Annotated in this window: 13 protein-coding genes and 1 pseudogene; 4 read left to right on the top strand and 10 right to left on the bottom strand. The window is 73.1% G+C overall.

The genetic code is table 11. The features are described 5' to 3' along the window. The 5 genes and pseudogenes from IF83_RS35050 to IF83_RS0125610 all read right to left on the bottom strand — a co-directional run. Positions 1–441: pseudogene (locus IF83_RS35050) on the bottom strand (RNA-guided endonuclease TnpB family protein); the annotation flags it as partial. 506 nt (positions 442–947) lie between these two features. Then, on the bottom strand, positions 948–1,322 hold the full coding sequence (locus tag IF83_RS0125625) for a hypothetical protein (protein ID WP_030548061.1): 375 nt from the start codon (positions 1,320–1,322) through the stop codon (positions 948–950). 257 nt (positions 1,323–1,579) lie between these two features. Then, entirely contained in the window at positions 1,580–2,014 is a 435-nt protein-coding gene (locus tag IF83_RS0125620) for a roadblock/LC7 domain-containing protein (RefSeq protein ID WP_078843864.1), read from the bottom strand. Between the two features lie 37 nt (positions 2,015–2,051). Continuing rightward, complete coding sequence (locus IF83_RS0125615; protein ID WP_030548057.1) at positions 2,052–2,831, bottom strand: hypothetical protein; 780 nt, start codon at positions 2,829–2,831, stop codon at positions 2,052–2,054. Then, entirely contained in the window at positions 2,828–3,316 is a 489-nt protein-coding gene (locus IF83_RS0125610) for a hypothetical protein (protein ID WP_030548055.1), read from the bottom strand. Before IF83_RS0125610 ends, IF83_RS0125615 begins: the two co-directional genes overlap by 4 nt. A gap of 669 nt (positions 3,317–3,985) precedes the next feature. Between IF83_RS0125610 and IF83_RS0125600 the strand changes: the two genes are divergently transcribed. After that, positions 3,986–4,234 carry a hypothetical protein gene (locus IF83_RS0125600; RefSeq protein ID WP_051723389.1) on the top strand — a complete coding sequence of 83 codons (249 nt, stop codon included), beginning with the start codon at positions 3,986–3,988 and terminating at the stop codon, positions 4,232–4,234. Between the two features lie 787 nt (positions 4,235–5,021). On the opposite strand, the gene IF83_RS0125595 is transcribed toward IF83_RS0125600, so the two are convergent. Next, on the bottom strand, positions 5,022–5,360 hold the full coding sequence (locus tag IF83_RS0125595) for a DUF1330 domain-containing protein (RefSeq protein ID WP_030548051.1): 339 nt from the start codon (positions 5,358–5,360) through the stop codon (positions 5,022–5,024). A gap of 104 nt (positions 5,361–5,464) precedes the next feature. Next, complete coding sequence (locus tag IF83_RS0125590) at positions 5,465–5,992, bottom strand: nuclear transport factor 2 family protein (protein WP_051723405.1); 528 nt, start codon at positions 5,990–5,992, stop codon at positions 5,465–5,467. 246 nt (positions 5,993–6,238) lie between these two features. Between IF83_RS0125590 and IF83_RS35045 the strand changes: the two genes are divergently transcribed. Both IF83_RS35045 and IF83_RS0125580 read left to right on the top strand, forming a co-directional pair. After that, positions 6,239–7,276, top strand: coding sequence for a hypothetical protein (locus IF83_RS35045; RefSeq protein WP_051723387.1), 1,038 nt, complete (start codon positions 6,239–6,241; stop codon positions 7,274–7,276). A 96-nt stretch (positions 7,277–7,372) separates the two neighbouring features. Then, positions 7,373–7,765 carry a hypothetical protein gene (locus IF83_RS0125580; protein ID WP_030548045.1) on the top strand — a complete coding sequence of 131 codons (393 nt, stop codon included), beginning with the start codon at positions 7,373–7,375 and terminating at the stop codon, positions 7,763–7,765. A gap of 235 nt (positions 7,766–8,000) precedes the next feature. Here IF83_RS0125580 and IF83_RS0125575 read toward each other — a convergent pair whose 3' ends face one another. The 3 genes from IF83_RS0125575 to IF83_RS0125565 all read right to left on the bottom strand — a co-directional run bounded on the left by IF83_RS0125575 (position 8,001) and on the right by IF83_RS0125565 (position 11,954). Further along, positions 8,001–8,690: an ABC transporter ATP-binding protein gene (locus IF83_RS0125575; protein ID WP_030548043.1), complete on the bottom strand. Its 690-nt coding sequence runs from the start codon at positions 8,688–8,690 to the stop codon at positions 8,001–8,003. 219 nt (positions 8,691–8,909) lie between these two features. After that, on the bottom strand, positions 8,910–10,385 hold the full coding sequence (locus IF83_RS0125570) for an ABC transporter permease (protein ID WP_030548041.1): 1,476 nt from the start codon (positions 10,383–10,385) through the stop codon (positions 8,910–8,912). Between the two features lie 303 nt (positions 10,386–10,688). Continuing rightward, positions 10,689–11,954 carry a L,D-transpeptidase gene (locus IF83_RS0125565; protein WP_030548039.1) on the bottom strand — a complete coding sequence of 422 codons (1,266 nt, stop codon included), beginning with the start codon at positions 11,952–11,954 and terminating at the stop codon, positions 10,689–10,691. A 470-nt stretch (positions 11,955–12,424) separates the two neighbouring features. Here IF83_RS0125565 and IF83_RS0125560 point away from each other — a divergent pair, with 470 nt between their 5' ends. Further along, complete coding sequence (locus tag IF83_RS0125560) at positions 12,425–12,766, top strand: hypothetical protein (protein WP_030548037.1); 342 nt, start codon at positions 12,425–12,427, stop codon at positions 12,764–12,766. Positions 12,767–12,799: the final 33 nt, after the last annotated feature.

Raw genomic sequence — 12,799 nt, 5'->3', positions numbered from 1 at the left:
CGGCGCCCCTCCCGCTTGACACTGACCGCCTTCACCCGGCCCTTCACGCTCCGGTGCCGGTGGACGCGGACGTGTCCGACGCCTTGCAGGCGGACCCGGACCTGCGTGTCGTGGGGGGGTGGAGTTCCACCGGCAGCCGTCCCCGTCCTTCGGGAACGTCACGGTGTCGAAGTGCCCGACCCCTTTGAACCGCGGGTATCCGGGGGTGCCACCGGCCTTCACCCGCCGGAAGAAGGCCTGGAAGGCCCGGTCCAGACGGCGCAGGGTCGTCTGCTGGCTCGAGAACGACCACCGGCCCTGACGCTCCGGATCGAACGCCCGGATCTCCCTCAACTGCGCCGACTGATCCCCGTACCGCACCGAGGTCCTGGAGCTGTGCCGGTAGGCATCACGACGCTCCTGCAACGCACCGTTGTACAGGGAGCAGTGATCCCGCAGCATCTCCGCCAGCGCCCGCTCCTTCACGCTACCGACCCCCACTGACAACGCAGCGTGCTCCGCCGCTGCGCGGCTCCGGCCCAAGGATTCGATTCCCCCACCGGCTGAAGCCGGTGGTCCCTTCGAAAGAAGGTCTGATGGCAGCGGCCGGTCTGGGTGACGTGCACGGACGGCACCACCGTCTTCTACGCGGCCGGTGCGGCGGGGCCGTTCCGCATCGCACCGGTCCGGCCGGGGCCCGCCACCGGCTGGCGTTAGGCACCGCCACCGACGCCGGGCCGGCTCCACACCCGGGACGGAGAACGCCTCACCCGGCCGTCGGGCGGCCGGCCCGCGGCACACGCTCCGCCCCGTGGAGGAAGCGGGCCGCGCGCGGCGCCCCCCGATCCCCGCCGTGCCGCGGGGAGCCGGAAGACGTGCTTCCTTACGGCTCCCCGCGGGAGCGGGTGGGCGGGGTCTCCGGCGGCACGTCCGCGCCCCCGGCCGGGTCCGGCGGACCCGGCGCCGCGTCAGACCTCCAGGCCCGCCTCGATCTGCTTGAGCTGGTGGCGGGCCATCGCCAGGTTGGCGCGGCCGCGGTCCAGGGCCAGATAGAGGAAGAGGCCGTTCTTGCCGCGGCCCTTCATCAGCCGGATCAGGTGGTACTGACCGCCGAGCGTGATGAGGATGTCCTCGATCTCGTCCTTCAGCCCCAGGTGTTCCATGGTGCGCACCTTCGACCGCACCACGTCGGTGTTGCCCGCGGCGGCCACTCCCAGGTCGAGGTCCTTGCCGCCGCCGAGGGTTCCCAGGGCCATGCCGCTGTTGTAGTCGACGAGCGCGACGCCGACGGCGCCCTCGATCGACGTCATCGCTTCCTTGAGAGCGGTTTCCGTGTTGCTCATGTCGGTTCCTGCTTCCTTTCCCTGATGGGTGTTCTGTTCTGTGGGGGTCTTTTCGCGGGACGGACGGGACCCGGGCCGGCCGGGCGGACCGAGCGGCCCGGCGAGCCGAAGGCCGAACGCCCATACGGTCGCGCTCCCGGACGCCGTGGCGTCCGTCCGCCCGTACCTCCGTGCACCCGCGCGCCGGTACGGCAGAAGAGCCGCGCTCCGTGCGGGCGGCAGCACGAACTCCCCGCCGCCGCCCGGGTACGGTCCGCTCAGCCCTGCTCCGGCCGTTCCAGTGCGCCGTCGACCAGCTGTCCGATGCGCGCGCCGGACCGCCGCGCCTCCAGATGGAGCCGGCCCACGTTGGTGCGCGGCCCGGCCAGGACGGTGATGACGGTCGCCGTTCCGGCGGCGTAGGTGGCGACGTAGCCCCGGTCGCCCCGCGTCAGCAGTTCGCGGAAGCCACCGCGGCCGGTGGCGTCCGTCAGCCGCAGGGCGACCCCGAGGGCGGCTGCGGTCAGTGCGGCGACCCCCTCGGCGCCGTCCCCCGCGCCGTCCTGCGCCAGGACGAGCCCGTCGGCGCTGGCCGCCAGAGCCCCGGTCACCCCGGGCACGCGGGCTCTCAACCGGCCGAGTTCCTCCAGGATTTCGGGTTCCGCCTTCATCAGCTGCCTCCTTTCGGCGCGCTGTCGGAGTACTCGCCTCATGACACCGTTGAGAGGGCCTCATGAGCGGACGGGGAATTCACATGGCCTCCAGTGCGGCACGGAGCCGGCGCAGCAGTTCGACGTCCGGGTCGTCGGAGATGTCCGCGACCCAGGCGGGCAGGACGGGCGGGGGCGTCGGCGCCCCCGGGCGGGGCGTCTCGATGAGCCCCGCCGCCGCGAGCCTGCGGATGTCCAGCAGGGCGTGGAAGGCCGGGCGGCCCAGCAGCCGGGCGATGTCCGCGGCGGTGCGCACCCCGTCCGCGAGATCCAGGAGGGCCCGCTGCCTGCGGGTGACCGCCGGTGCCCGTATCGGCCTGCGCCGCACCACGGGGGCGGTGTCGACCTGCGGGTGCGGCCACACCGCCTCCAGGAGGGCCCGGCGCCGCCGAGTCTCCCGTTCGACGGCCTCGACGCGCACCGGCCGTACGGGGCCGAGCCAGTGCGCGGCGCCGTGGCGGAAGCGGACCGGGCCGCGGCCGGGGGCCAGCGCGAAGTAGGCCGCGTCGAACAGCGCGCCGAGATGGCAGATCTCCAGCTCGCCGCCGGCCAGCCGCCCGCTCTCCACCAGGAAGCGGCCGACCTCCCGGCGGGCACCGGCCTGCGCGATCGCCTCCCGCCAGCCCTCGGCCGGCAGCCGCCCGCCGGCGGCCAGCAGGATCTCCAGGCCGGGAGCCACCGGGCTCTCCGCGTGCACGATCCGCCCGTCGACCAGATAGAGCGTGCCGGACTCCCCGAACAGCGCCCCGGTCGCCCGCCGTTCGGCCATGCGGACGAGCAGCGGGGAGAGCGCCGGCCGTGTCGCGGTTCCGGCCCTCATACCAGGGCCAGCCGTTCGACCAGATCGCGCAGTCGCAGCCGTGCCAGGGCCAGGTTCCCGTCGTCGCGTCCGAGCCACAGATAGACGAAGACACTGCTGTCCAGGGTGTTCTCGACGAAGCGCAGCAGGTGGTAGCCGGTGCGCGTGGTGAGCAGGAGGTCCTCCACGAGGACCTCCGCGGGCCCTTCGCCGGGCGCCGCCGCCAAGCGCTCCGCCGGGCCCGGGTGTCCACCGGAGGCCGTGTGGCCGGTGTCTCCCCCGGCGGGCCCGCCGCCGGCCTCGTTCTCCTCGGCCGGGCCGAAGGCGGTGTGCTCGGCCGCCAGCCGGGCGAGTTCGGCCAGCTCGGCCGCGGTCACCTCGTGGTCGCCGTTGGGCGCGTCTCCCGCCGTGCCCAGGGCGAGCCCGCTGGTCCACTCGATCACGGCGGCCCCCCGCGCACCGGGCAGCACCATGGCTTCCATCAGGCACTCATCGATTCCGGACACGCCGGTGTCCTCCTCATCCCCCAAGCGTGCTGCGGCGGGCGTCACCCCGCATCAGTGACCAGGAGGTTACGCAACGTGCCCCAATCGCACGAGAATTCGGGCATTCCCCTGCGGCATATCCGCGCGGTCGCATAGGGTGACGGCGCCTCGGCGCGTGCCCGCCCGGGAATACGCGGGACGGCCTCCCCTGCGCCCGGGAATCACCGCAGGTCGGACGGCCCTCGCCCGGGGGGCACCGCCGAGAGCTGGTCCACCGGGCGGGCGGGCGGACAGGCGGGGCCCGGGCCTGTGCCGGCCCCGGCCGCCCGGCCGCACCGCACGCGCATCGCTTGCTGTGGTCGGCTGTGAACAGCCGGTATACGGGAAGCCACGAAAGTGGAGCCGGAGACCGCGACTGTGCTAGCCCTTGTCGGTGACATCCGGCTGAAGGAAGCGGTGCAGCGTGAGCGGTACGTCGATGATCATCCTCGGGATCGGCTTCTCCATCGCCCTCTACCTCCTGTTCATGACTCCGCGGAGCGACGGGAAACGCGACCTCTGAGGGCACGGGCCACGGCTTCCGAGGGCGGACGACGCCAACGCACACACCCGCCCCGGCCCGGACCCCGGCTCCGGCCCCGTGCGCCACGGCGCGGCCCCGCTGTCAGTGCCCGGACCTACGATCCCGGCATGGACCCACAGGACCTGCAGGACCCGCAGCGCGTCGGAGCCCTCTTCGGCGCGATGATCCTCGGCGGCGAGCTCACCGAGGGTCCCGCCCCGGCGGACTCCCCGCTCGGCCGCGCGCAGGCGCTCCTCGCCGCGCACGGACCGGACGTCCTCACGGACGAGGTCTTCGGCGCGCTGTGTGAGGGCCGCCCCCTGCCCCCCGGCGCGATACCGGCGGACGGACGGCAGGGCGGATCCCCGGCGAGCTGATCACTCCGCTGCGGGCACGGCACGGACAGCCGGCGAGCGGCGCGCCGCCGCACTGCGCACGCGGGGATGCCGGACCGCCCTCTTCATGACGTACGGACGCGTCGTTCGCCGGTGTCTTCCCGATACCGGCCACGGCGCCGACCGGGCCCGGCGCTCGCCCCGCCGCCGACCGAGCCGGCCTTCACCTTCTGCCCCGTCGTCGCGGTCGCGGTCCTGGCCGACTCGACGCCGACCGGGCTGGTCGTCCGCAGGTCGCACAGTCGGCCGCCCTCTCCCTCACCGCGCGGTGGCGGAGGGCCGGAGCGGCAGGCTCACCGGCCGCTTGCGGGAAAAGGGCGGAGGCGCCACGGACTGTGGGGGACCGTGGCGCCTCCGCGTCTTCTCACCGGCCGGGCCGGAACTCCGTTCTCGGGCCGCGGAGTTCCGGCCGGTCATCGGCCCGGCCGCGGGTCAGGACGGCGGGAGCCGATGAGCGTGGTGGCCGGCGCCGCCACCCGGGCCACCACCGCCCAGAGGGACGGCATTCCGGGGGCGCGCACGTGGGAGCGCTCCCACAGTAAGGGCGGCCACACCGGAATGCCAGACTCCTCGGCCAGTTGTTACACGTGGGGCATCGCCGCGTTCCGGACCCGTGGTAGGCGCCGCCGAGCACGGGCGGCGCCTACGGCACGGCCACGCGGGGAACAACACCCAGCTCAGCGGCCCCGATCCCCCCAGAGGTCACAGAGCTCCGGCCGGCACCGCGCGGGCCCCGGGCGGTGCGGAGAATGCGCCGGACCGGACCCGTTCACAGCGACAGGCGCAGCACGTCCCCCCTCCGGGCCGGGTCGTAGTCCGGCCCGACCCCCTCGGCCAGGAAGGCCTCACCGACGACGTGCCGGGTGCGCAGCGGCAGGATCTCCTGGTAACCGGGCGAGCCGTACCAGGCACGGGCCTCATCCATGCCCGGGAACTCGATGACGACCGGGTGTACGGCGCACTCCCCCTCAAGTGCCTCGACCGGCCCCCCGTGGATGAGGAAACGGCCGGAGTACGGATCGAGCGTGGCCTGGATCCGCTCCACGTACTCGATGACGTCCGGATGCGGGCGGATGCTGGTGAAGTGTCCGATGGCGTAAGCGGGCACGGTCCCCTCCCGGGACTGGTCGCATGCGGATCGTTGATGACGGACCGGGGTCCGGGCCCGCGGGCGGGCCGAGGCCGCGGCCGCGAGCTTGTAATGACGGCCCGTCAGGAAATACTGTCGACGGTGCAGGCGGCCGCCACGGCGAGGCTGTCCTCGTAGACGTGATGCCGGGTGATCAGACCGTCCTCCACCGTCAGGCGGAGGGCGAAAGGGCTCTTGAAGGTCTTGCCCGTGGCGCCGACCTTCCCGCCGAGTTCCCCGGTGACCACGGCCTCGGTCCCGTCGACGACGATCGCGTCCACCGTCGCCCATCCCTCCCCGCTCACGGTGTGCGCGGCCAGGTCGGTCCAGTGCCCCACCACATCGGCACGGGTCCGGCGGGGCCGGATCCAGGGGACCACCGGGTTCGGGGCGACCATCCAGTCGATCTCCTCGGCGTAGAGGGCCGCGATGCGGTCGGGATCGCCCTCCGTCACCCGCCGCAGGAACTCCCCCACGGTCTCCCGGGTGCGCTCCTCCCCGGCGTTCCCGCCGGAACGGCCGGCGGGGCCCGTGGGGCCGGCGGCCTCGGCGGGCCCGGCTCCGCTGGAGATCGTGACGGTTCCGGATGCGGCGGAGGCGGCGTTCGACATGCCGGTCATACCTAGCCTTTCCCTGGTCCTGTGGGGATTCCCTGCTCCCGTGGACGATCCTGCCGCCGGGCCCGGACGGGGTCGATTACCTCCGGGGTCATGCGCGGGCGCGGGCGGCGTGCGCGGGCACGGCCGGTGCGGACGCATGAGCGAGCAGAAGAAACGTCCATGCGACATACCACCCACTTGGCCCAACGAACGGCGTCCGGAGGGTTACCCGATGATCCGGAGACGCGTTGTCGCGTCATGGAGCCGCGGCAGTGGTGGGAACGGAACACGGTGCTGGCAGAGGCGTTCTGCCGGAGTGACGAACAAGTGCGCTCGGCGCAGGCGAGTCTGGACGAGGCCCAGGTGCACAGGTCGCGCCTGCTGGCGGCGTTCGCGGTCACGGTCGGCAACGACGGCGCGGCGGCCGGCGTGCTGGGACTGAACGAGCGCGAAGTCCGCGTCGCGCGGCGGACGGTGGGCAGGGCGGAGGCCCGCGGGGTGGCGGACGAGGTGCTGACCGCCGCGGCGATGGCCCTGGAGGACGGACAGCCGCCGGCGGAAGCGATGACGGCGCCGGAGGCTGCCGCGGCGCAGCCCGCAGGGGCGGCCGGGGCGCCGGGTCCGGTGTACGAGGCCGGCGGGCCGGCACCCGAGGTGTACGCGGACCCAGTGGCGTATCAGTACTACGCCCACCCGCACGCGTACGACCACCCGCACGCGTACGACCAGCAGCAGCCCTACGCGTACGACCAGCAGCAGTCCTACCAGCAGCAGCCCTACCAGCAGCAGCAACAGCAATCGCACTACCAGCACCATCCGCAGAACCAGGCACAACCGCTGCTCCAGACCCAGCACCAGTCCCCGTCGCCTCTCCCGCAGCAGCCGCAGCCCCCGGCACAGCCGCATTCCCCGCAGCAGCCGTCCCGCGAGACGCGCTGGACCGGGGCCATGGACGCGCTGCTCGTCGGCAGCTGGCAGACCGGAGTCGATCTCCAGGTCCTGGCCGCCGAGTTCCATCTCGATCTGGCCCGGCTGATCTCCCGGGCCCAGCAGTTGTCGGCCGAGGGGCGGCTCTCCCCGCCCTGGGCGGGCACCGCCCAGGGCGGGGAGGCGCGGTCCGGACGGCATCGTCGCGGCAGCGCCGGTCTCGACGACGCGTACGACTTCAACGACTCCTACGGTCACCCCGTCTACCCGGGCGGCTGGGAGGTCCCCTCCACCGTGCCCGACGACATGGTCGCCGGAGTGGGACGGCAGAGCGGCCTGCCGCACTACACGCACAGCACCGTCTCGTGACGGCACGCGACCTGCCGCCACCGCGCTCGAATTGACGTACGGGACGGCCGGGTGTGCCCTGGAAGAGCGGGGGCAGCGGGAGAGAGGAGCCGCGCCATGCAGACCCATGCGGAACGCCGCGGCACAGCGGCGCACGCCCGGCCCCGCGGGCGGAACATCTGGCGGACGCCGGTCGTCACCAGCGTGATCTTCGGCTTCTACGCCGGCTTTCTCGATCAGGAGGGCGGTGCCTCCCTCGGCAGGGCCTGGCTGCTCGGCATCGTGGCGGGTGTCGCGCTGCTGGCGCTCTGGCTGGCCATCCACAGCGTGCGCGGGAAGATGATCCGCGAGGTGCGCTCGCTGGCCTACGGCGCGCTGGCGGGGAGTGCCATCGGCTTTCTGGTCGGCCTCAGCGGTGCCGCCGTGCTGAAGGCCTCGGCCATCGGCTTCTTCGTCGGCCTGGGCATGATGATCGCGGTGAACTACCGGCTCTACGGCAGGGTCCGCTGAGGATCCGCCTCACCGATTCCCCCTCCGTCCCCCCGCCTCCCCGCCTCTCTCCTCCGCGCGCCGCCCGCGCCGACCGATGTGGCCCGGAGGAACGGCACCGGCACCGGTGACCGGCCGGGGCAGCGGCCGGACACCGGTGCCGGGGGACCTTCCCGGCCGCCTCTCCCGCAAGCCCCCCCGCCGGCACGTCCGGACGGCCGCGGATGTCGTCCCGAGGGCACGGGGGCGCAGGGGTTCACGGAGCCGGAACAACCTGTTCCGCGACCGTCAGCCGCCCCGCCTCAAGGGTCGCGAGGCGGGGTGCGCGCCGCGCGACGGCACTGTCGTGGGTGACCGTCACGAAGGTCGGGGAGTGCTTCTTCCAGAGCCCTTCCAGCAGGTCGACGATGTCGTCCCGGGTGCCCTCGTCGAGGTTCCCGGTCGGCTCGTCCGCGAGCAGCACCACGGGCCGCTTCACCAGGGCGCGCGCGATCGCCACCCGCTGCTGCTGACCGCCCGACAGTTCGCCCGGCAGATGCCCGAGCCGCTCCCCCAGCCCCACCGAGCCGAGGGCCTCGGCCGCGCGCTCGCGCCGTTCCGCCGCCTTCACCCGCAGCGGGACGAGAGCCGTCTCGACGTTCTCCAGCGCGGTGAGCGTGGGGATCAGATTGAAGCTCTGGAAGACGAAGCCGATCTTCTCGGCGCGTACGGCGGTGAGCCGGGCCTCGCCCAGCCCGGCGAGATCCACGCCGTCGAGTACGACGCTGCCGGCCGTCGGGCGGTCGAGGCCGCCGAGCATCTGGAGCAGAGTGGACTTGCCGCCTCCGGTGGGGCCCTGGATGACGAGCCGGTCGCCGTCGTCGATGGTGAGATCGACCCCGGCGAGGGCCTCGACGGTCTCCTTGCCGCGGGTGTAGCGCTTGGTGACGCCTGAGAGCTGGTACATGTCACTCCTGAGGGGATGGCGGGGGGCGTGGCCTCCGCGTACGGCGGACCGCAGCGGGCCGGTTGACGGCACCGGCCCGCCGTCGGGCACGGCGCCGGGACCGCACGCGGAGGGCCCGGGTCGGGCAGGGGCCGGTATGAGCAGGGCCCGGGTTGAGCCGGGGCCGGTATGAGCCGGGGCCGGTATGAGCCGGGGCCGGGGTGAGCCGGAAGGCCCCGGTCAGGTGACGCGCCTGAGGGCGTCGGCCGGGCGCAGCCGGGCGGCGCGCCAGCCGCCGAAGGCTCCGGCGACCAGCCCGCCGGCCACCGCGAGGCCGACCGCGAGCCCGATGGTGCCCAGGGCGACGGGCGCGGTCAGGGCGATGTCGATGCTCTGTGCCAAGGGTCCGCCGCCACCACCACCGCCCGGTCCGCCCCCGGGACCGGCGGCCGGCCGGCCACCGCCGGACAGCCCCGCCCCGCGGGCGAGTTCGGCGGTGAGCCCGGGACTGAACGCGGTGATGAGATGAGCGCCGCCGAGGCCGAGGGCGATACCGAGAGCCCCGCCGAGGAGTCCGTTGACCACGGCCTCGCCGACGACCTGCCGGGTCACCCGCCCGCTCTTCCAGCCCAGTGCCTTGAGAGTGCCGAACTCCCGTACGCGCCGGCTCACGGCCGAGGAGGTCAGCAGCCCCGCCACCAGGAAGGCCGCTGCCAGAACGACGGCGGACAGCCACTTCCCGACGCTCGACGCGAGGCCGGCGGCGGTGCCGAGGGAACCGGAGACGGTCGCGGCCAGGTCCTCGGAGGTGGTGACGGTCGTCCCCGTCACGTTCTTCTGGATGGCCGACTTCACCGCGCCGAGGGCCTGTGAGTCCTCGGCCCGGACATAGACGGTGGTGATCTCGTCCTCGGAACCGGACAGGGTCTGGGCCCGCTGGAGCGGGATGTAGACGTCGGCGGCGGCGGAACCGCTGTCGGCGGTCGCGATGCCGATGACCTCGAACTCGGTTCCCTTGACGGTGATGTCGTCGCCGACCGCCAGGTCCTCCCGCTGGGCGTAGGCGTTGTCGACGACGGCGACCCCGGCCTTCGTGTCGCCGGCGGTGAAGGTGCGGCCCTCGGTGAGGGCGGAGGAGGTCAGCGGTCCGAGGGCGGGCTCGGCGACGTCCGTGCCGTAGACGGTGAAGGACTCGATGCCGAAGTCGGCGCCGCCGCCGCGGATTTCGCCGCCCCCGCCGCCGGCCCCTCCCCCGTTCCCGGCACCGGGCCCGGTGCCGGAGCCGGGCGCGGCGCCGGTCTCGCCGCGTTCGAAGCTGCCGCTGATCGTCAGCTGCACCAGGCTGAGGCCACCGGCCGCGTCGGCGACGCCCTCCTGCCCGGCCACCTTCCCGACGGTGCTCGCGGCGAGTGTCTCGAACCCCTGCACCATCAGCCGGTCCTCGCTCTGCTCCTCGCCCTCCTCGCCGGCGTCGAATCGGAAGCGCGGGCGCTGCGGGGCCTCACCGTCCTCGGGCTGCTCCTGCGCCTTGGTGACGGTCATGTCGGTGCCGAGTCCGTACAGCGACTCCAGGACCCGGCCCTGGGCCTGCTTCATCCCCGCGGAGACGGAGGTGACGACGATGACGAGGGCGATGCCCAGGGCGAGGCCGGAGGCGACGACGAGCGCCGCTTTCCTGCGGCGGCGCACCTCGCGCCGTAGGTAGGTGAGGAACATGCGGCGACGGTAGGAGGCCGCGGTGAGGGAGGTCTGAGGCCCGGATGAGAGCCGGGTGAGAAACCGACCCGCCGCCGGACGGGGACCCGCCTCCGGGAAGCCGGCCGATCCGTCCGCCGCTTCCGCCACGCGCGGCCCGGACGCCCGGGCCTGATCCGGCGCGCACGGCCGGCCGGCTCCCGGGGACCGGCGGACGCGCGCCGGGCGGCGGCCGACGGTCCTGTCGGCCACCGCCCGGCGGTGGTGCGTCGCGCTCCGCGCTCCGTGCGCGTCGCGTGCGTTTCCGGATCGCTCCGGCGCGGATCAGATCGCGCTACCGGCGACCCACTCGTCCCAGTCCATGTTCCAGCCGTTGAGGCCGTTGTCCGGGGCGATCTCCTTGTCCGGGGAGTTCTTCACGGTCACGACATCGCCGATGAGCGACTGCGTGTAGAACCAGGCACCGTCCTGGCCGGGGTCGTCCGCGCCCTTGACGTCGTTCAGACCGACGCAGCCGTGGCTGGTGTTGGTCTGGCCGAAGATGGAGTCGGCGCCCCAGTAGTTGCCGTGGATGAAGGTGCCGGAGGTGGAGAGCCGCATGGCGTGCGGCACGTCCTTGATGTCGTACTCGCCCTTGCCGTCGTCGTCCGTGAAGCCGACGGTGGCGCCGTTCATCCGGGTCTCCTTGAACTTCTCGGAGATCACCATCTGGCCGTTGTACGTCGGGTTCTCGGAACTGCCCGCGGAGATCTTGAAGTTCTTGATCTCCTTGCCGTCCCGCACGACCGACATCGTCTTGTTCTTGACGTCGACGGTGGAGACCTGGCTGCGGCCGATCTTGAAGCTGAACGACTTGCTCTGGACGCCCTTCACCCCGGGCGATCCCTCGACGCCGTCGAGGTTGAGCTTGACGGTGACCGTGGAGCCGGCCTTCCAGTACTCCTTGGGCCGGAAGTCGAGCCGCTGGGTGCCGAACCAGTGGCCGACGACCTCCTGGCCGCTGGTGGTGTTGACCTCGATCGCGGACTGCACGGCCTTCTTGTTCTGGATGCTCTTGTCGAAGTTGATCGACACGGGCATCCCGACGCCCACGGTGGAGTCGGCCTCGGGCGTGTAGTACCCGAGGAAGCTGTTGTCCGGGGAGACGGTGGTGAAGGTGGAGTGCTCGGTGGCCTTGCGGCCCTCCGTGTCCTCGGCGGTGGCGGTGATCTTGTACTTGGTCGAACGCTCCAGCGCGCCGTCCGGCTTCCAGCTCTTGCCGTCGGCGGCCAGGGTTCCGGGGACCTCCGCGCCGGAGGCGACGGCCGTCATCGACACCGCGGAGAGCTTGCCCTTGGTGACGGTGACCTTGACGTCGTTGTTGATGCCCGCGTTGTCGGTGCCGTTCTTGGGGCTGATCTTTATTCGGGCGTCGGAGGCCTTCTTGGCGGCCGCCCGGTCGACCTGCGACTGCTTGCCGCTGTCGCCGCTGTCCCCGCCCTTGCCGTCGGAGCCAGCGCCGTCGCCACCCCCGCAGGCGGTGAGCGTCAGCACGCCGCTGAGCAGCGCGGCGGCGGCGACGACCGCTTTCCGCCGCTTACCTGTCGTCATCACACGCTTCTCCATTGCTACTGTCCCCGGGTCGCGACCGGACGCCGCGAGGCGGCGCCCCGGCCAGTACTCAGAAAGAACACCCTGACCCGCCGACCCGTTCCACGGGTCTCGGAAGTGTGGCGCACGCCACGTGCGCTCCGATCCGGACACGGCCCTCCGAAGAGTGACCGGTTGTCCCGCGCCGTTCCTCACCCCTTCGTGTCGAGACGCCTGCCGTGTGGGGCGCCTGCCCGCGTCCGCGGGCTCCCATCCCTCCCGGACGGCCCGCTTCCGCTGCTTCCGGTTTCCCGGGCCCCGCCGCGGCCGGACCTCCCCAACTGCCGCGAATCACAGCAGGAACGGACGATCCCCGGCAGGCAGGACACTGGTGAGAGTACCGCTCGGCTCCCGGACTTTCCCATGACCCGCGCCCTTCACTACTATCGGAGCGGCCGCTCAACCAACCTGCACCGCAAGGGGTCCATGACGTGTCCGCACGCCGACCACTGCTGACCGCCTCCGCCGCGGGGGCCATGCTGCTCGCGCTGTGGTTCGTCCCGTCCGCGAACGCGACCGTCGACCAGAGCACGGCTCCGTCCGTCGGACAGGCCGATATCGGGACGCAGAGCCAGTCGTCGGCCGGGGAGGCGGATCCCGCCGCGGGTTCCGGATCCGCCGCGGGAGAGACGGTCACGGACGCAGAGGAGCTCGCGCTGGCCGACACCGGCAGCGTCGACACCACCCCGTATCTGCTGGGCGGCACCCTCTTCCTGGGCCTGGGCGCCGCGCTGGTCTCCTCCGCGGGACGCCGCTCGCGCACCGTCGCCTGAGCACCGGGCGCCGCCCCGGACGGACCGGCGCCC

The sequence above is a fragment of the Streptomyces albus subsp. albus genome, from assembly GCF_000719865.1.
Taxonomy (GTDB): Bacteria; Actinomycetota; Actinomycetes; order Streptomycetales; family Streptomycetaceae; genus Streptomyces; species Streptomyces albus_E.
This window is presented reverse-complemented; position numbering and strand designations above follow the sequence as displayed.

What these genes read in the sequence shown, in the direction of transcription:
- IF83_RS0125580 (WP_030548045.1), top strand. Translation starts at nt 7,373, where the DNA reads ATGCAGACCCATGCGGAACGCCGCGGCACAGCGGCGCACGCCCGGCCC.
- IF83_RS0125565 (WP_030548039.1), bottom strand. Translation starts at nt 11,954, where the DNA reads ATGACGACAGGTAAGCGGCGGAAAGCGGTCGTCGCCGCCGCCGCGCTG.
- IF83_RS0125575 (WP_030548043.1), bottom strand. Translation starts at nt 8,690, where the DNA reads ATGTACCAGCTCTCAGGCGTCACCAAGCGCTACACCCGCGGCAAGGAG.
- IF83_RS0125620 (WP_078843864.1), bottom strand. Translation starts at nt 2,014, where the DNA reads ATGAGGCGAGTACTCCGACAGCGCGCCGAAAGGAGGCAGCTGATGAAG.
- IF83_RS0125590 (WP_051723405.1), bottom strand. Translation starts at nt 5,992, where the DNA reads ATGTCGAACGCCGCCTCCGCCGCATCCGGAACCGTCACGATCTCCAGC.
- IF83_RS0125570 (WP_030548041.1), bottom strand. Translation starts at nt 10,385, where the DNA reads ATGTTCCTCACCTACCTACGGCGCGAGGTGCGCCGCCGCAGGAAAGCG.
- IF83_RS0125600 (WP_051723389.1), top strand. Translation starts at nt 3,986, where the DNA reads ATGGACCCACAGGACCTGCAGGACCCGCAGCGCGTCGGAGCCCTCTTC.
- IF83_RS0125615 (WP_030548057.1), bottom strand. Translation starts at nt 2,831, where the DNA reads ATGAGGGCCGGAACCGCGACACGGCCGGCGCTCTCCCCGCTGCTCGTC.
- IF83_RS0125625 (WP_030548061.1), bottom strand. Translation starts at nt 1,322, where the DNA reads ATGAGCAACACGGAAACCGCTCTCAAGGAAGCGATGACGTCGATCGAG.
- IF83_RS35045 (WP_051723387.1), top strand. Translation starts at nt 6,239, where the DNA reads ATGGAGCCGCGGCAGTGGTGGGAACGGAACACGGTGCTGGCAGAGGCG.